General features: G+C 41.8%; 18 protein-coding genes. 14 read left to right on the top strand and 4 right to left on the bottom strand.

The genetic code is table 11. From position 1 onward, the window contains the following. Positions 1-4 precede the first annotated feature (4 nt). The 12 genes from OH455_RS09560 to OH455_RS23405 all read left to right on the top strand — a co-directional run bounded on the left by OH455_RS09560 (position 5) and on the right by OH455_RS23405 (position 10934). Positions 5-955 (top strand): beta-ketoacyl-ACP synthase III, encoded by a 951-nt coding sequence (locus OH455_RS09560; protein ID WP_045975503.1) that lies wholly within the window; start codon positions 5-7, stop codon positions 953-955. A gap of 77 nt (positions 956-1032) precedes the next feature. Then, positions 1033-1956, top strand: coding sequence for an ACP S-malonyltransferase (gene fabD / locus OH455_RS09555; protein ID WP_206374066.1), 924 nt, complete (start codon positions 1033-1035; stop codon positions 1954-1956). A gap of 23 nt (positions 1957-1979) precedes the next feature. Continuing rightward, the gene (fabG, locus tag OH455_RS09550; protein ID WP_029236328.1) at positions 1980-2714 is read left to right on the top strand and encodes a 3-oxoacyl-ACP reductase FabG; all 735 of its coding nucleotides are present in this window, start codon (positions 1980-1982) and stop codon (positions 2712-2714) included. 235 nt (positions 2715-2949) lie between these two features. Further along, entirely contained in the window at positions 2950-3183 is a 234-nt protein-coding gene (acpP, locus tag OH455_RS09545) for an acyl carrier protein (RefSeq protein ID WP_004406112.1), read from the top strand. 86 nt (positions 3184-3269) lie between these two features. Continuing rightward, on the top strand, positions 3270-4514 hold the full coding sequence (gene fabF / locus OH455_RS09540) for a beta-ketoacyl-ACP synthase II (RefSeq protein WP_269981211.1): 1245 nt from the start codon (positions 3270-3272) through the stop codon (positions 4512-4514). Between the two features lie 77 nt (positions 4515-4591). Next, the gene (pabC, locus tag OH455_RS09535) at positions 4592-5395 is read left to right on the top strand and encodes an aminodeoxychorismate lyase (protein ID WP_269981210.1); all 804 of its coding nucleotides are present in this window, start codon (positions 4592-4594) and stop codon (positions 5393-5395) included. Next, a complete protein-coding gene (mltG, locus tag OH455_RS09530) occupies positions 5392-6408 on the top strand; it encodes an endolytic transglycosylase MltG (RefSeq protein ID WP_269981209.1) in 1017 nt (338 codons plus the stop codon). Before pabC ends, mltG begins: the two co-directional genes overlap by 4 nt. After that, the gene (tmk, locus tag OH455_RS09525) at positions 6405-7034 is read left to right on the top strand and encodes a dTMP kinase (RefSeq protein ID WP_269981208.1); all 630 of its coding nucleotides are present in this window, start codon (positions 6405-6407) and stop codon (positions 7032-7034) included. The genes mltG and tmk overlap by 4 nt, the downstream gene beginning before the upstream one ends. A gap of 2 nt (positions 7035-7036) precedes the next feature. Further along, on the top strand, positions 7037-7999 hold the full coding sequence (locus OH455_RS09520) for a DNA polymerase III subunit delta' (RefSeq protein WP_269981207.1): 963 nt from the start codon (positions 7037-7039) through the stop codon (positions 7997-7999). Then, positions 7990-8757 (top strand): TatD family hydrolase, encoded by a 768-nt coding sequence (locus OH455_RS09515; RefSeq protein WP_045975496.1) that lies wholly within the window; start codon positions 7990-7992, stop codon positions 8755-8757. Before OH455_RS09520 ends, OH455_RS09515 begins: the two co-directional genes overlap by 10 nt. Positions 8758-9201: 444 nt before the next feature. Then, positions 9202-10698, top strand: coding sequence for a PTS glucose transporter subunit IIBC (gene ptsG / locus OH455_RS09510; RefSeq protein ID WP_269981206.1), 1497 nt, complete (start codon positions 9202-9204; stop codon positions 10696-10698). 107 nt (positions 10699-10805) lie between these two features. Next, a complete protein-coding gene (locus tag OH455_RS23405; protein ID WP_443088594.1) occupies positions 10806-10934 on the top strand; it encodes a hypothetical protein in 129 nt (42 codons plus the stop codon). Between the two features lie 912 nt (positions 10935-11846). On the opposite strand, the gene OH455_RS09500 is transcribed toward OH455_RS23405, so the two are convergent. Beyond that, positions 11847-13046: a TcdA/TcdB catalytic glycosyltransferase domain-containing protein gene (locus OH455_RS09500; protein ID WP_269981274.1), complete on the bottom strand. Its 1200-nt coding sequence runs from the start codon at positions 13044-13046 to the stop codon at positions 11847-11849. Positions 13047-13122: 76 nt separating this feature from the next. After that, positions 13123-13356, bottom strand: coding sequence for a hypothetical protein (locus tag OH455_RS09495; protein ID WP_269981205.1), 234 nt, complete (start codon positions 13354-13356; stop codon positions 13123-13125). 226 nt (positions 13357-13582) lie between these two features. On the opposite strand from OH455_RS09495, the gene OH455_RS09490 reads away from it, so the two are divergent. Next, a complete protein-coding gene (locus OH455_RS09490) occupies positions 13583-14818 on the top strand; it encodes an HlyD family secretion protein (protein ID WP_269981204.1) in 1236 nt (411 codons plus the stop codon). Continuing rightward, a complete protein-coding gene (locus tag OH455_RS09485; protein ID WP_269981203.1) occupies positions 14818-16965 on the top strand; it encodes a peptidase domain-containing ABC transporter in 2148 nt (715 codons plus the stop codon). Before OH455_RS09490 ends, OH455_RS09485 begins: the two co-directional genes overlap by 1 nt. A 133-nt stretch (positions 16966-17098) precedes the next feature. On the opposite strand, the gene OH455_RS09480 is transcribed toward OH455_RS09485, so the two are convergent. Continuing rightward, positions 17099-17200, bottom strand: a complete 102-nt coding sequence (locus tag OH455_RS09480; protein ID WP_157634026.1) for a MetS family NSS transporter small subunit — start codon at positions 17198-17200, stop codon at positions 17099-17101. Between the two features lie 2 nt (positions 17201-17202). Beyond that, complete coding sequence (locus OH455_RS09475; protein WP_269981202.1) at positions 17203-18663, bottom strand: sodium-dependent transporter; 1461 nt, start codon at positions 18661-18663, stop codon at positions 17203-17205. Positions 18664-19059 lie beyond the last annotated feature (396 nt).

Genomic DNA, 19059 nt, shown 5'->3' with positions numbered 1-19059 from the left:
CTTCATGTATAGCAAAATTTTAGGTACTGGCAGCTACCTGCCATCTCAGGTGCGTTCAAACGCAGACTTGGAGAAAATGGTAGATACAAGCGATGAGTGGATTGTTACTCGTACTGGTATTAAAGAACGTCGTATTGCAGCTGAGAACGAAACGGTTGCAGATATGGGGTATATCGCTGCAGAAAACGCCATTGAAATGGCGGGCATCGATAAGAATGATATTGACCTGATCATCGTCGCGACCACCAGCAGTAGCCACACTTTTCCCTCTTCTGCTTGTCAAGTGCAAGCTAAATTAGATATTAAAGGGTGTCCGGCATTTGATATTGCCGCCGCATGTTCAGGTTTTGTCTATGCGCTTTCAGTGGCAGACCAGCATATTAAAACAGGCATGTGTAAAAATGTGCTCGTGATCGGTTCAGACACTTTGTCCAAAACCTGCGATCCAACCGATCGCTCAACCATCATTTTGTTTGGGGATGGTGCTGGTGCTGTTGTGGTGGGCGCAAGTGAAGAGCCTGGGATTCTTTCAACGCATATCTACTCGGACGGCCGTTTTGGTGAGTTGCTAAGCCTTGAGGTTCCCGAGCGTGGAAAAGATGCTGACAAGTGGTTACACATGGCAGGCAATGAAGTGTTTAAAGTCGCTGTGACGCAGTTATCAAAACTCGTTAAAGATACGCTGGCTGCCAACGATATGCATAAGTCTGAACTAGACTGGCTAGTGCCTCACCAAGCGAACTATCGCATTATTTCTGCAACGGCAAAGAAACTATCTATGTCGCTTGATCAAGTGGTTATCACATTGGACAGGCATGGCAATACGTCTGCAGCTACTGTACCAACGGCACTTGATGAGGCTGTTCGTGACGGGCGAATTAAACGCGGGCAGACGCTTCTATTAGAAGCATTTGGTGGTGGCTTTACCTGGGGCTCAGCGCTGGTTAAGTTCTAATCCCAACCGAATTTAAAAGATTAAGATGCCTTTTTAGGCATCTTAATCTTTCTTACTTTGTTTTAAAGGAAAAGAAAATGAGCAATTTTGCTATCGTATTTCCAGGTCAGGGCTCACAAGCAGTCGGTATGCTTGCTGAACTTGGCGAACAGTATGAAGTAGTAAAAAACACTTTTTCGGAAGCATCTGAGGCGTTAGGTTACGACCTATGGGCGTTGGTTCAAAATGGCCCAGCTGAAGATCTCAACCAAACTTTTCGTACTCAACCAGCACTGTTAGCATCCTCGGTGGCTATCTGGCGTGTTTGGCAAGAGCTTGGCCTAGAGCAGCCTGCGAACCTAGCGGGCCATAGTCTAGGTGAATATTCGGCATTAGTATGTGCTGGTGTGATTGACTTTAAAGAAGCAATCAAGCTGGTTGAACTGCGTGGTCAACTCATGCAAGAAGCCGTGCCAGCAGGCACTGGGGCTATGTTCGCGATCATCGGTCTAGATGATGAGTCTATTGCTAAAGCGTGTGAAGAAGCGGCTCAAGGTGAAGTGGTATCACCAGTAAATTACAACTCACCCGGTCAGGTTGTGATTGCAGGTAGTAAAGACGCAGTCGAACGCGCAGGTGCTTTGTGTAAAGAAGCGGGGGCGAAGCGAGCTCTGCCACTGCCAGTTTCAGTGCCTTCTCACTGTGCTTTGATGAAGCCAGCAGCCGATAAACTGGCTGTCGCTCTAGAAGAGATTGAGTTCAATACTCCTCTATTGCCAGTTATCAATAACGTTGATGTTGTTGCTGAAAATGACCCTGCGAAAATTAAAAATGCACTTGTGCGCCAGCTATACAGCCCAGTTCGCTGGACTGAAAGTGTACAGCTAATGAGCGAACAAGGTGTAGAAAGACTTCTTGAATTAGGCCCGGGTAAAGTTCTAACGGGTCTGACAAAACGTATCGTGAAGACACTCAGTGGCGCTGCAGTAAACGATGCTGCATCTTTAGAAGCCGCTAAGTAAACTTTTAAGGAATAACAATCATGATGAACCTAGAAGGCAAGATTGCACTGGTTACTGGCGCAAGTCGAGGTATTGGTCGTGCTATCGCTGAAATTCTTGTTGAACGAGGCGCGACGGTTATCGGTACTGCGACTTCAGAAAATGGTGCTGCTGCAATCAGTGAATACCTTGGTGAAAATGGTAAAGGCCTGGCGCTAAACGTGACAGATATCGAATCCATTGAAGCAACTCTGAAAAATATTAATGATGAGTTTGGCGCAATCGATATTCTGGTGAACAATGCAGGTATTACGCGTGATAACTTACTTATGCGTATGAAAGATGATGAGTGGAATGACATCATCAATACTAACCTGACACCGATCTACCGAATGTCAAAAGCGGTACTTCGTGGCATGATGAAGAAACGTGCGGGCCGTATCATCAACGTTGGTTCAGTTGTTGGTACAATGGGTAATGCAGGTCAAACTAACTATGCAGCAGCGAAAGCTGGCGTGATTGGTTTCACTAAATCCATGGCGCGTGAGGTAGCCTCTCGTGGCGTAACCGTTAATACTGTTGCACCGGGATTTATCGAAACTGATATGACTAAGGCGCTAAATGACGAGCAACGTGCAGCAACTCTTGCAAACGTGCCGGCAGGTCGTCTTGGTGATCCTCGCGAAATTGCATCAGCGGTAGCGTTCCTAGCTTCTCCGGAAGCTGCGTACATTACTGGTGAAACTTTGCATGTTAATGGTGGCATGTACATGGTTTAATGCCTATGTTTGAACAAAATGGGCTATTCGTTGTCATAAAAATGGCCTACAGTTTGTGATAACTGGCATTAAAATGCGCAACATTTGTGCATGATATAAGTCAAAAATGTATTGAATTTCGGTTAAAATCGCGAAAATTGTGGTTTGACCAGCAAGGACCCCCTTGCAACTTTCAATAGTTCGAATAAACTACGGAATCATCGCATTGAGCGAAATCTGTAAAGGAAAAGAAAAAATGAGCAACATCGAAGAACGCGTAAAGAAAATCATTGTTGAACAGCTAGGTGTAGACGAAGCAGAAGTTAAAAACGAAGCTTCTTTCGTTGATGATCTAGGTGCTGATTCTCTAGACACTGTTGAACTAGTAATGGCTCTAGAAGAAGAATTTGACACTGAGATTCCAGACGAAGAAGCTGAGAAAATCACTACTGTTCAAGCTGCTATCGACTACGTGAACAGCGCTCAGTAATATCTCTCTCAGGCGGCCTTCCGGTCGCCTGTGTTCTTTTATTCCTTCTTTACCTCTCATACATTTCAATCCCGGAGAATAAAATCGTGTCCAAGCGTCGTGTTGTTGTCACTGGCATGGGTATGTTGTCACCGGTCGGCAACACCGTTGAATCATCCTGGAAAGCCCTGCTAGCCGGTCAAAGTGGTATCGCTAATATTGATCACTTTGATGCTGAAAACTTTTCCACTCGCTTTGCAGGCTTAGTAAAAGATTTTGACTGTACAGAGTACATGTCCAAGAAAGATGCTCGTAAGATGGATTTATTCATCCAGTACGGCATCGCAGCCGGTATGCAGGCTCTAGACGACTCTGGCTTGCAAATTAATGAAGACAACGCAGCACGCGTCGGTGTTGCGATTGGTTCAGGCATTGGTGGCCTTGATCTTATCGAAGCTGGCCATACAGCACTTGTTGAAAAAGGCCCTCGCAAAGTTAGCCCATTTTTCGTGCCCTCAACCATTGTAAACATGGTTGCTGGTAACTTATCTATTATGCGTGGTCTTCGTGGCCCTAACATCGCTATCTCCACGGCGTGCACCACGGGTTTGCACAACATTGGTCATGCCGCTCGCATGATCGCTTACGGTGATGCTGAAGCTATGGTTGCTGGTGGTGCTGAAAAAGCATCGACGCCGCTGGGTATGGCAGGTTTCGGTGCGGCGAAAGCGTTGTCGACTCGCAACGATGAGCCACAAAAAGCCTCTCGACCATGGGACAAAGATCGTGATGGCTTTGTTCTAGGTGATGGCGCGGGCATCATTGTATTGGAAGAGTACGAGCATGCAAAAGCTCGTGGTGCCAAGATTTACGCAGAGCTGGTTGGCTTTGGTATGTCTGGAGATGCATACCACATGACGTCTCCGAGCGAAGACGGGTCCGGTGGTGCTTTAGCAATGGAAGCTGCCATGCGTGACGCGGGTATCACGGGGACACAAGTCGGCTACGTAAACGCACATGGTACGTCTACTCCTGCTGGCGATGTGGCTGAAGTGAAAGGTATCCGTCGTGCGCTAGGTGAAGAAGGCACTAAACAAGTGAAAGTTTCTTCAACTAAGTCGATGACGGGACACTTACTTGGTGCTGCAGGTTCTGTTGAGGCGATCGTGACTATCATGTCACTGGTTGATCAAATGGTTCCACCAACGATTAATCTAGATAATCGCGACGAAGGTCTTGAAGATATTGATCTAGTACCGCATACGGCACAACCTATCGATTCAGAGTATGCCATTTGTAACTCGTTTGGTTTTGGTGGTACTAACGGTTCTTTGGTTTTCAAAAAGATATAAAGAGTCACAACCCAATTTGTGATAAAACGGCTTAATGCTTTGGCATTAAGCCGTTTTCTTTTATGTGGATATCAATTATGTACTTGGTAAATGGACACACCACAGACTCAATCTCCCTTACTGATCGCTCATTTCAATATGGGGACGGTTGTTTCACCACCATGTTGGTTGTCAAAGGTCGCATTCAACATTGGGATAAACATCAAGACCGGATGCAATCTTGCCTCGACTTACTAGGTATCGCCTCTCCGAACTGGAGAGAGGTGCAAGATTGGTTAGAAAAAATGTGTCTAGAGTCTACTCGCTCAGGATTGAAGTTACACATCAGCCGAGGAGAAGGAGGGCGTGGATATAGCCCTACTCAAGTGACCTTACCAAATGTTACTATTGGCGCCTTTAATTATCCGGTTCACTATGAACAATGGTTGATGGATGGAATTGGTTTAGGTTTATGTAGCAAGAGACTAGGGGTAAACCCTTTGTTGGCGGGCCATAAGCACAATAATCGACTTGAGCAAGTATTGCTCAAAGCTGAAATGGACCAACAAGGTTTCCTGGATGGAATCGCACTGGATGTGAACGGCTATGTAATTGAGACAACAATGGCTAATTTGTATTGGGTCAAACAGGGAATCATCTACACCCCCGATTTAACGAATGCGGGGGTTGCAGGTGTTATGCGTCGCGTTGTTGCTGAACGCTTATCAAGTTGTGGGCTTACTTTATCGATTGGTCATTACAGGCTTGAAGAGCTAAACGAAGCAGAAGAAGTCTTTATATCAAACTCAATCCTTGGTGTCGCCCCAGTAAAAAGCATTGGCACTCAGACCTTTTCAATAGGAACAATAACAGAAAAAATTCAGGAGATGGTTAACCCGTGATTAAGAGAATCACCTTATTTCTGGCACTTGTATTACTGATTGCTGGTGCAGGATTTATTTATGTTACTAAACAAGTCGATGAGTATGTGACTCAGCCATTAAAGCTGAAAGAAGAACAGATTTACACGATTGAGACGGGTATGAGTTTCAACCGTTTACTGGCTGATTTAACGGATGATGAACTGATTGCTGCTGCTGGTGTGTCAAAGCTAGTTCGACGATTTCACCCAGAACTCACACAAGTGAAAGCAGGGACATACTTGCTTACTCCCGGTATTAACCTCACACAGGCGCTAGAGCTGTTCAAAACCGGCAAAGAGCATCAATTCGCCATTACCTTTGTTGAAGGTTCAACATTCGCGGAATGGCGATTAGCATTAGAACAAGCCCCGTACCTTGAGCATAAAACATCGGCTTTGAGTGAAGCAGAGATTGCGCAACAACTTGGCCTTGAAGAATCAAAACTTGAAGGCTTATTGCTTGCTGAAACTTATCATTACACGCTCGGTACTTCTGATCTTGATATCATCAAGCGAGCTGCAAAAAAGTTGCAGCAAATTCTTGATAAGCACTGGCGGCAAAGGCAAGACAATTTGCCGTTAAAGACTCCATACGATGCATTAATCCTGGCTTCTATCATTGAAAAAGAGACGGCAGTAAGTGCTGAGCGTGAACGTGTTGCTGGAGTGTTTGTAAACCGTCTTAACAAGCGGATGCGCCTTCAGACCGACCCAACAGTGATCTACGGTATGGGTGAAAAATACGATGGTAACATACGCAAGAAAGACTTACGCACACCCACACCTTACAATACCTATGTGATTTTTGGCTTACCGCCAACACCGATTGCGATGCCGGGTGAGGCCTCCATTGCTGCAGCCACCAATCCTGAAAACAGCAGTTACTTATACTTTGTGGCCAGCGGAGATGGCGGTCATGTTTTTTCCAAGACGCTGAGTGAACACAATCGCGCGGTACGCGCTTATCTAAGACAACTAAGAAGTAACAAATGACACAAGCGAAATTTATCGTAATTGAAGGCCTAGAAGGCGCAGGTAAAAGTACAGCAATTAATGCGGTGCTTGATACGCTAAAGCAAGCTGGTATTGAGAAGGTAACGAATACTCGTGAGCCGGGTGGAACGGCGCTAGCAGAGAAACTCAGAACCTTGGTCAAACAAGACCATGTAGGGGAAGAGTTGCAAGATATGACCGAATTGCTCCTTATGTATGCGGCGAGGGTACAGTTGGTTGAAAATGTCATTAAACCAGCATTAGATCGCGGTACTTGGGTAGTAGGAGATCGACATGATATGTCTTCTCAGGCTTATCAAGGAGGCGGACGTCAAATATCTAAACAAACTATGGCGGCGCTTAAGCAGACAACATTGGGTGACTTTAAACCAGATTTGACCATTTACCTTGACCTTGACCCACGCGTCGGCCTTGAGCGGGCGAGAGGCCGAGGCGAGTTGGATCGAATTGAGAAGATGGATATGAGCTTTTTCGACCGTACAAGAGAGCGTTATCTTGAGTTGGCAAGCAATGATGAAAGTGTCGTTGTAGTTAGCGCTGAACAAAGTATTGATAGCGTCGCACAAGATATTAGAACCCATTTAACGAATTGGTTGGCACAATAACCATGAATTCTATCTATCCTTGGTTAACCGACACTTGGCGCGAATGGCAGGCTAGTCTGGAATCAGATAGGTTTTCCAATGCAGCACTATTGATAGCGGAGAAAGGACTGGGTGCTGAGCAACTCGTGGAGCGGTTTAGTGGAGCTGCAATGTGTAGCAACTATGCCAGTGAAGCTTGCGGTTTTTGCCATAGTTGCCAGCTAATGCAGGCACGCAATCACCCGGATTTCCATATTGTTAAACCTGAGAAAGAAGGCAAAACTATCACGGTAGAGCAGGTGCGCGAGTGTAATCGTTTAGCTCAAGAGTCTTCACAGTTGTCAGGAGTGAGGTTGTTCATCATCGAACCCGCAGAAGCGATGAACGAATCTGCTGCAAATGCTCTATTAAAAACACTAGAAGAGCCATCTAACAGTTGTATGTTTCTTCTGGTTAGTCACAAAGCACATCGGTTGCTTCCAACGATTACCAGCCGTTGCCAGCAATGGCACGTGGTGAATCCGAGTTCAGAGTTGCTTGCTCAATGGTTAAATGAACAAGTCACTTTGGCAATCCCTGCTTTTGCGGCACATGTCAATGGCAATGCGCCACTCAAGACTCAAGCGTTTGTTGAACAGGGGAAAATTGAAAAATATCATCAGATTGAAAAGCATTTCCTTGAAGTCACTCAATTGACGGGCGATAGCGTCAAGCTAGCCAAAGAGCTGGCGACATCACCATCTGAGTACTTACAATGGATATGGTTTTTGCTGACAGATGCTCAAAAGAGTCATTTTGGTGTTCAGATGCCTTATTTTACACCAGGCTCAAAGGTTTTGGCGGCCAAACTCAGTTATCAATTGCTCTATACTCAAACAACAAACCTGAGTCAGTTGCTTGGACAATTACGAGAGCACACTGGGTTAAATAGTGAACTGCTGATCTTAGATTGGTTATTTAAATTTAATGAGGAATCATGTTTGTAGACTCACATTGTCACTTAGACAAACTGGATTATCAGGATCTGCATTCTGGTATTGAAGACGTAGTTGAAAAGGCTAAGGCTGCCAAAGTCTCAGAGCTACTTTCTGTTGGGGTTACACTAGATTCGTTTCCTGCAATGCTGGAAATGATTGAGCCTTTTGGCAACGTTTACGCTTCTTGTGGTGTTCACCCTCTAGATGTAGAGAGTGAGTTTGCCTTAGACCGATTACACGAATATGCCTCGCACCCCAGAGTTGTTGCAATAGGCGAAACTGGGCTGGATTACCACTATCAACCTGAGACTGCTGAGTTACAAAAGCTAAGATTCCAGCAGCACGTTGAATTAGCCGTTAAGCTGAATAAACCTTTGATCATCCACACACGGAATGCCCGACAAGATACGTTGGATATTTTACGTCGAGGCCAGGCTGATAAATGTGGCGGCGTGATTCACTGTTTCACCGAAGATCTTGCTTTCGCTGAAGCGGCGATGGATCTTGGTTTTTATATCTCCATTTCAGGGATCGTTACTTTCAGGCAGGCAACTGAACTAAAAGAAGTGGTTAAAACACTACCACTTGATAGATTGTTAATTGAAACTGATTCACCGTACCTTGCACCTGTGCCACACCGAGGGAAACAGAACCAGCCTGCTTACGTGGTTGAAGTAGCTTCCTATATTGCCCAGTTAAAAAACACATCACTGAGCGAAGTTGGCTTAAAAACCAGTCAAAACTTCCGAAATCTTTTTTTGAGATAAAAAAAGAGTTTTGAATGAAAAAGGAGCGCAAGCTCCTTTTTTTGTGTCTCAAATCACTTTTAGTACTATAAATTGTCTTGTTTACTAATTTTGTTGAAGATGAGAAGCTGAAAGTATCACAATGTAATTTTGTTACATGAAATAACAATTGAGTTTATTTTATTTACTCGTCAAAATTAATAGGCATTAATATTAATTTAATAAATATCAATCAGATACACTGAAATCATGGGTTCTATTCGCCTATTTTGGATTGTGATCTATCTATTAGTTTGAAACTTATTTCCGTAACCTGCTAGAAAGTTTGTTCACCATCAATATATATTTAGAGCCGGAAAATATACTGCAAGATGTGGTTACATTTTCGCGGGGTGCTAACATTTAAGGCTACGGGGGTGTGCCGTTAGAACCCGATAATTCTTATAACTTTTCAGGAGCATAAACATGTTTAATAACCTTTTTGCTAGCCTGCAAAAAGTGGGTAAAGCTCTGATGCTACCAGTATCGGTTTTACCTGTTGCAGGTATTCTACTCGGGGTAGGTGCTGCCGATCTGAGTTTCATTCCGGAAGTTGTTTCCAACTTAATGGAGCAAGCGGGTGGTTCAGTATTTGGTCAAATGGCACTACTTTTCGCAGTAGGTGTTGCACTTGGCTTTACTAACAACGATGGTGTGGCGGGTCTGGCTGCAATTGTTGGCTACGGCATCATGACAGCAACACTTGGTGTGATGGCTAACCTAAGTGTGGAGTCAGCACAAGCTGCAGCTGAAGCAGCAGGTTCAATATTGGATGATAAAGCTATAGACTTAATCAGAAAACAATATGAAACAGGTGTGTTGGGTGGTATTTTTGTTGGTAGTATTGCTGCTTGGTCTTTTAATCGTTTCTTTAAGATACAGCTTCCAGAATACTTAGGTTTCTTTGCAGGTAAGCGTGCGGTGCCTATCATCACTGGCTTTTTAGCTATTGCACTAGCTTTAGTTCTTTCTGTAGTTTGGCCTCCCATAGCATCAGTTATGCAAACATTCTCACATTGGGCTGCAACTCAGAACCCAGAGCTAGCTTTTGGGATTTACGGTGTTGTTGAGCGTTCTCTAATTCCATTAGGTTTGCATCATGTTTGGAATGTCCCATTTTTCTTCGAAGCGGGTAGTTGCGTAAACACAGTAGGTGAAGTACAAAATGGCGTTCTTAGATGTTATCTAGTAGCTGATGAAGCATCGCGTGCCGCTGGTAATGGCTTCGGTCAGCTAGCGGGTGGTTACATGTTCAAGATGTTCGGTCTACCAGCCGCTGCTATTGCGATTGCTCACTCTGCTAAACCAGAGAATCGTGCGAAGGTAATGGGTATCATGGCGTCTGCTGCGTTGACTTCATTCTTAACAGGTATTACTGAACCAATTGAGTTCTCGTTCCTATTCGTTGCACCTATTCTTTATGGTATCCACGCTCTACTGGCTGGCTCTGCGTACGTTGTTGCTAACACGCTAGGCTTTGTACACGGCACCACCTTCTCGCATGGTCTAATGGACTTTATACTATTGTCGGGCAATGCTCAGAAGATAGGACTGATGATTGCGACAGGGATAGTTTATGCTGTGGTTTACTATGTGGTTTTCCGTACCATCATCAAGGTCATGGATCTTAAAACGCCTGGTCGTGAAGATGAATCTGAAGAAGCAGTCGCTACATCGGGTTCAGATTTGGCAGGTGATCTGGTTGCCGCATTCGGTGGTAAAGCAAACATCACTGGCCTAGATGCATGTATCACTCGTCTACGCGTTGCAGTAGCGGATACAGAGGCGGTTGATCAAGACAAACTGAAACAACTAGGCGCGGCTGGCGTAGTGGTTGTTGCAGGTGGTGTTCAGGCTATCTTCGGTACAAAGTCTGATAACCTGAAAACTGAAATGGATGAGTGGATCCGCAACAACGTTTAACTACTATTGTTAGTTTTAGTTGAAAAAGGAGGTGTTAACCTCCTTTTCTTTTTAGGGGCCATAAAAAGTAACCAGCAGTCCGGCTAGTTGTTGACTAAGGTTACTCTTTGGTCGAAGCGGCTGAAGCGATGAATGTGAGCAAATCTGCTATGGACGAGTGGTTAAGGCAGATTGAACAAGAGATACAGGGTGCAGTACCGCTGGCGATAGAACCAAGGAGAACCGAGAGCTTATAAAGCGAATCGCTGAGCTTGAAGAGCAAAATGAAATCATAAAAAGGCTAAAGCTCTGTTGAGGTCGCACTCACTGACAAACTCTCGATAGTCGAGAGACTTAAACAACTCAAACAGAGCTACAGTATTCTCAAACGGTTTAGCATATTCGGTGTCCATTGCAGTAGTTAAAAGTATTGGAAAATGCGACCGAGAGCTATTCTTGCGCATGAACTTCGAATTAGATCGCTTGCCCAATAGGCTCACAACGCGAGCTATTGTAGGCATCGTTACGAATTCAGACACGAGTTTGAGTTGTTGGGCTTATTTAACGGTTTTTATCGACTTATTCGCTCGAAAACCTGTTGGTTGTGCTACATCCTTTTCGTCCACAATAGTCAGTTGACCGTCAAATCGGTAAAGGTGGCTTATGAGTCACGAGGAATGTCTAAAGGAGTTATCCGTAATAAAGAGCAACTAACGCATTGCACAAGTCGAACATACCGTCAGACCCTAGGGTTATATCAAATTAAACAGACTTTATCTCGTAGAGGTAACCGTTGGGATCTTAGTCCAGTGGATCGCTTCCTTGAAGTCTGACAACAGAGTGGATGCCTGTCAGTGGTTTTCGCAGTTTAGTTGAAGCTTGATACAGTAATGTTGGTTATATCATTAGATATAACAGCCAAGTCAGAGCGCACTAGTACACCGGTGGCCTAACCCCGAAAAAATTTACTTGGATACTTACAAAACTGTGGCGAATCTTAGTTGACCATTACAACTACATATCAGGCATTGTTGCTCTTCATCAAAATTGAGTTAAAAGCGCCGTTTGGGTATGTATTCTTCATTTGCGCAGAATCAAAAAAACACTTCAATTATGCATCTCTGTCCATATTTTTAAGATATCGACTTATACTTTACCTAGTTTACGAATTAAACTGTTTTAAGCCAAGAGGAGCGAGTTTCTTGTCCTGTCATTCTAGTTTGCTGTCTTATACCTAGGTTAAAAGGTGCATTTTGTATCAGAGTGCAAACTTCACTTTCTGAGATGTTTTTATCTGTACTAGATAGTGAATAGTATACACCAATTATTACTTCTAAGATTAAAACAGGGCCACTAAGTAAAAGTGTTGCATTCTCTATATCTTGTAATCCATCTAATCTATAATTTTTTAGTCTATTGTAATAACTACTGTTTCCAACACGTGTTGAAATCGGTTTATCATATTCCCATAGTTCAATATACCTATAGCGTCTTAAGCACTCTTTAATAATGATTCTTACAAGTCTGGACTGTTTGTGACATCGAAGGATATTGTTGTTAAACTCGGCATCGTCTTTGACGCTCAGGTGTAGCGCATCATTGCTACACAATGTAGGAAGAGAACTAAATTTTGGGAAAGAATCAACTCGATGTATGGCTTTGGTTATATAATAAAAGTTAATAAAACAGTCTTTCTTGATTATATCAATGAGATGCTTTAGCTGTTCGCAAGACAATGTTCTACTATTCGGCTCGATTTTGCATAATATCGATTCACTAAGAACGAGCTCGGTTATTGAGTTTTTATTAATATGGTGTATTTGGTGTGTATCTTTAAGGCAAGGCAATGTATCGACATCAATATAAGTGCCTCCCATTTTGTATAGTAATGATAATCTCGCCAAATCACTTGCGCTTGCAAGATTTTGGCGTAATGTTATTTCTTTTTGATATAATCTGTATGTCTCTTTATTATAGAAGCTATTCTCACTTAAATATCTAATGTTTAAATTATTCTTTACCGAAAGTAGATCGCTCTCTATTTTACGCCTATGTTTAATTAATGATTCTGTTATTTCTGGTTTATGGATTTTTGAATATTCAATTATATTGGTATCAATAGAATTTCCAGAGTTGTAACGACAATATGAATGAAATCTATCTTGGCATGATAACCTTTCCTCTATACTGGATTTCCCACATAATATAACGTCATTGATTTTATTAGCTAGTAATGCAGAAGGATCTATCCACAATTCAAAATCACTATTAGGATATGATTTTTTCCAGATATTAATATATCCACTGATACAGTTGTTCGGTTCACCTATCCATATAAAGAACCCAACGTTTCTGGCTATTTTTTCCACATTTTTCAATACTGTTTCTCTTAAAAATAGCGAGCCATTCTCTGGCTCGCTAGTGTATCATTTATTACTAATGTGTTTAGTTTCGACGATCTCGACGATCTCGACCATTGTCACGTCTGCCACTGCTGCCTCCCGAGCGGCGACCTCTCTGAGCATCACGAGCACCAGCCCCACAGCCTCTAGACCAACGACCGCCACCTAAAGCGCGAGATACTGCTCGATTCAAGCGATCGCTCCAGCTGCCTCCTGAAACCATTTCAAGTTCTTGGTCGTTCAGTACAGCCATTTGTTGACATTCAATCTTTTTCATTATTTTCCCTTATTTATTTTTAATCTCACCTATGTGGTAATTTTTTAACCAATTCAAAATCAATTTTATTGGTCTGGTCAATGTTATTATTTTGATTTATATTCATGCAAATAAATTGTAATTAATTTATTTGTTATTGTGAAATTGATCACATATCGGGTTTGAATAATTATGACGGTTTGTATTTTTTTTATTAATATCTCGCGCCTTAAATAGGGAGGGAAGGATGTTTAGAAAAGAAGTTTTCGAAGCGAAGAAGCAAAGCCTTTATGGAGAGGTTATACTGACTCAGCCTAAAAGACTGAAGCTCATATGTACAATTTCTTGCACCTTGATGTTAGTGTTTTTGATTTTTGTTAGCCAGCTTGAATACAATAAAAAAGAAACCGTGCGAGGCTACTTAGTTCCAGAAAAAGGTGTAATAAATGTTTTTCCTGAGCGTGATGGTGTTATTAGAGATCTATATGTTTCTGAGGGAGATACTATCCATAAAGATGATGCACTCTTTATGCTAAAGACAAATAACTCCAATATAGATGGGCAATCTCTTGACTTAATGACGATAAAGTCTTTAGTGGACGAGAAAGCAAAGTTTATTGAAGAAACAGAAACTTCAATACGTATTGATGATATTAATTATGTTTCAGCTTCAAAACAAAAAAAAGCCTATACTAATGGGTTGATTGCATTAAATAATATGATAGATATCAATAAGGAATTAATCGAAAGTAAAGAGAAAAAGCTCATAAAAAATAAAAAGCTTCTTATTGATGGGAATATATCATCAATAACTTATGACTCATTTCGAGAAGACTATCTAAAAACTCTAGAAAGTGATGCTAGGCTAAAGTTTGAAGTTTCTGAACAAGAGAAAGAGCTGGCTTTGGTTCAATCCGTGTTAAGCGCACACCAAGATAATATAAAAATTAAAAAATCTAAGTTGCGTAGACAGGTAGACGCCATCGATCTAGAGATTGAACGCTTGCGAGCGAATGATCAATTTATGCAGCGTTCTTTTAATATGGGTACTGTGTCCTCCGTTCAAGCTTATCCAGGTAAGCGGGTAGTCTCTTCGATGCCAGTAGTTACCCTTCTACCTATCGATTCTACCCTCGTATTAGAAGTATTCTTACCGACTAAAGCGGCTGGTTTTGTTAAAAAAAATGATGATATCGTAATTCGATTTGATGCATTCCCTCATGAAAAATATGGGGTTGTACATGGTGAAATAATGTCAATAGATAAAACGCTGCTCTCTTCTCAGGCTATGCCGTCTTCTTTTCAAAGCAGAGGAGAGTTTTATTTAGTGAAAGCGACTTTGGATAAGCAGGTTATAGAAATGGACGGAGAAACTTTACAATTAAAACCAGGGCTTGAAGCAGAAGTAGATATTATTTTGAACAAAAGGAAAGTAATTGACTGGTTCCTCGATCCAATACGCAAGCTGAAAGGAAAAGTTTAATGAACTTAGCTGACAATGATTTAGACAACGGTACTCCAGAAAAACTGCTTAATTTTAAGCTTAATCGACGAGTTCCAATGGTTATGCAATCAGAAGTCTCTGAATGTGGGTTGGCATCAATAGCCATGATTTCTAGTTATCATGGTAACCAAGTAAATCTCGCCGCCCTTAGAAGCAAGTTCAAGATTGATGGTAATGGTATGAGCCTTAAGCAGGTTATTGAACTATGTGATGATATGGGTTTAGCAGGCCGCGCATTAAAATGCCCGCTTGAACAAATAAGTCAACTCAGCTTGCCATGTATTTTGCATTGGGATCTCAACCATTTTGTAGTGCTGACGTCTGTTAGTCGTGACGGTATTCAAATTAATGACCCGGCAATCGGTAGGCGTACATTGACGTATGAACAGGTCAGTGCTTCGTATACTGGCATTGCTTTAGAACTGAATGTAACAGCTAATTTTAAGAAACGAAATCAGGTTAGGACCATTTCACCTTCGCAACTTTGGTCTAAAGTGACGGGTCTAAAGAGTGTTTTGTTCAATCTAGTATGTCTCACTAGTGTTCTTCAGATTGTTTCGCTTATCTCACCTTATTATATGCAGTGGGTAATTGACAGTGTTTTGGTTACCAACGATTCATCTTTGCTGTTGATATTAGCTTTCGCATTTGGTTTATTGATGTGTTTTAAAGTGCTAATTGGCGCACTCAGAAGCTGGGTTACAATAAGGTTGAGTAGTGCGTTGAATTTGCAAATGGGTCTTAATTTATTCAATCATTTACTGAATTTGCCTCTGGATTTCTTTGAAAAGAGACATGTAGGTGACATAGTTTCAAGATTTGATTCAATGTCTGAGATCAGAGAAATGATAACCAACGGATTCATCGAAGCTATAATTGATGGTTTTACAGTTATCCTCATACTAGGCATGATGTTCCTCTATAGCGTTGAATTAACACTGATATCTTTAGTTTTGGTGCTTACCTCTTCACTTGTTCAATGGATCTTTTATAACCCTTCAAAAAATGCAACTGAAGAAATGATTGTCTCTGAGGCAAAAGAGAAAAGTTTGTTTTTAGAGACTGTGCGTTCAATGCAGACATTGAAGGTTTTCTCTCAAGAGAACAATCGAAAGAACTTGTGGTTAAATAGATATGCAGATGTAATAAATGGTGAGATAAAACTAGCTAAAATTAATATCAAAGAAGATGTTATTAACAAGCTTATTATCGGTATTGGTGGCATTACTAGTATCTACTTTTCAGCTACCTTTGTTATCTCTGGTGATCTTACAATTGGTATGATGATTGCCTTTATTGCTTATCAAAAGCATTTCTTAGATAGCGCAGAAGGATTGGTTGATAACATACTGAGCTTCAAAATGATGGGGCTTCATTTAGAGCGGGTATCTGATATTGCATTGGAAAAAAATGAGTTTGATAGTTCATCCAAACTATGTCCTGTTCAAATTGACAATTTCAAGTCTTTAGAGCTTAAAAACGTCAGCTTTAGATATTCTGACTCTTCAGATTACATTTTGAATAATGTTAACCTCACAATCTTAGCAGGAGAGTCAATTGCTTTGGTAGGCCCTTCTGGTTGTGGTAAAACAACATTGTTAAAAGTTATTTTGGGTTTATTGAAGCCGACTAGCGGAAGGATTTTAATTAATGGTATTGATGCCGATAAAATAGGAATAAAACAGTATCGAAGCTTTTTTGGCTCAGTAATGCAGGATGATAACCTTTTATCAGGCACAATTGTCGAAAATATTACTTTGTTTGATTCTCTTTACGATGAAGAGTTTCTTTACGAATGTGCAAAAAATGCAGCAATTCATGATGATATTATCAAGCTACCCATGGGGTATCACTCATTAGTAGGAGATATGGGAAGCGTATTTTCTGGTGGTCAAAAACAGAGGATTTATTTAGCCAGAGCCATCTATAGAGAACCTGATATATTATGCTTGGATGAGTCTACAAGTCATTTGGATGGAGAAGTAATCCAGCTTGTTGATGAAAGCGTCTCTAAGTTAAAAATGACTAGAATAATTATTGCTCATCGAGAGGAGACTATCAACATTGCTGATCGAGTTGTCGATTTAGATCAAATAAACCTTGTAAAAGACGTTACCTGTTATTAAATTTAGATAGGTGGTTTTTAAATATGAGAAACTATTAGCCTTTATTTTTCTGGTTAAAATACACATTCTAGCTCTGACCAATAAAAAATGCCGACACTCAGTGTCGGCATTTTTACTCAAGCCACAACAGTAATCACTGCTGCTGTTTATTCATTGCTCGTTTGATACATATAGCAGCGCCGCCCCAAGTAATTCCAAGGCCCAGTATCATCATAATAATCGCACCTGTTGTCATGATCAGGCCTCCTTACGACTTGTTGCGTTAATCAATACACCAATAACAAATAGAGCTGCAATCATTGCCCAACCGAGAGTTAGGTCATAGCCACCGTAGCCTTCAGTGAATAGTGTTTGTAGTTTGGTTGCTAGAATAACGGCCAGCATAATCGGGGTGATGAAGCGCAGACAAACCACGAACCAAGCACCGATAGAAAAGTCAGAGATCTCATTAACGTATTCGCGTACATCACTGACTTTATTCAGTAGCCAAGCCATAAGAATAATCTCGACAAAACCACCCACCATGATGCCGACATTGTTCGCGAAGTGATCGACCAAATCTAGTAGTAGTAGACCGCCATTGGTTGCAAATGCCATAGAAACGACAACTCCCACACCAATAACAACGCTTGCTGCTTTCTTACGGCTCCACTTTAGTTTGTCGATAACGGCAGACGTCACGGCTTCCATGATGGAAATGTGTGAGCTTAGACCTGCAACTACTAGTGCGAAGAAGAAAAGTGGGCCTAGGATGTACGGCGCTGGTAGCAAGTTGATTGCAGCTGGCAGTGTGACAAATGCTAAACCAACGCCCGCTGATACGACTTCAGTCAGAGGTTTACCTTGCTCTTGCGCCATATAGCCAAGGACTGAGAAGATCATGATACCAGCTAGGATTGAGAAGCCACAGTTAATCAAGACCGTCATGAAGGCGTTGTTAGTAATGTCTGATTTTTCAGGCAAGTAGCTTGAATAAGCCAGCATGATAGCGAAACCAATACTCAGAGTGAAGAAGATCTGGCCATACGCGGCTGCCCAAACTTTCACATCCCAGATTTTGCTAAAGTCAGGTTCAAACATATAGTTTACGCCGTCCAAGGCACCAGGAAGGAAAACCATACGACCAATCAGTAGCACAACCATGATAAATAGAATCGGCATCATGATCTTAGATGCGCGCTCAATGCCTGCTTTGACACCACCGACAATAGCCGCGTAAGTGATACCCCATGCAATTAGCATCGCAACGGCAATTTTCCATTGAATGCTTCCTAGGTTAGTTGGCGAGTTATCGCCTAAACCAAGGTATTCACTGAAGAAGAAGGCATTGGTATCGGTGCCCCAGCTTTGGTTGAAAGACATACCAAAGTAGGAAATTGCCCAACCGATAACAGCAACGTAGTAAACAGCAATAACCGCTGCGACACCTACTTGAAACCAGCCTAGCCATTCAAACTTAGAGTGAATTTTTGCTAGCGTACGAGGTGCGCTACCACGATATTTCTGACCCATGCTGAATTCAAGGATCATAAAGGGAATGCCTGCGGTGATCATGGCAAAAAGGTAAGGTATAAAGAAGGCACCACCACCGTTTTCATAGGCCATATAAGGGAAACGCCAAATGTTTCCCAGACCGATAGCCGATCCGACAGCGGCTAGAATAAATCCAGCGCGGGATCCCCATTGTTCTCGCTTCATAAAGGACTCCTGTAAATCCAGTATCTGAGATTGAAGCTACCCTAAAGCGAATTTTTAGACTGAACGGCAGCCTAAAAAGCTTCACAAGTTGGAAAGCAGGTATTTGAAGATATATCGATATGCTTGATAAAATATCGTCAATAGAATGATTTTTTGGTTATTTACACTGCTTTTGCTAATGTTTCTCAGATTTTAATTCTAAAAAGTTGAGTATGTGTTTGCTTTAGCTAAAATAATCAGCTGCGCATAAAGAAAAGACTAACTACTAATATGAGTTAAAGCAATAGATTGTAGTTGTAAAGGTAGTGTTCTTGGTTGGTGATAAAATTGTTTTTATGACAGTTTGACGGTAAGTATAGTTATTAAAATATCACTATGTAGAATAAAAGTTTGTAA

The sequence above is a fragment of the Vibrio sp. T11.5 genome, assembly GCF_027587155.1.
Classification (GTDB): domain Bacteria; phylum Pseudomonadota; class Gammaproteobacteria; order Enterobacterales; family Vibrionaceae; genus Vibrio; species Vibrio neptunius.
Note: the sequence above shows the minus strand (reverse complement) of the source record. Positions and strands in the feature narration are given on the sequence as shown.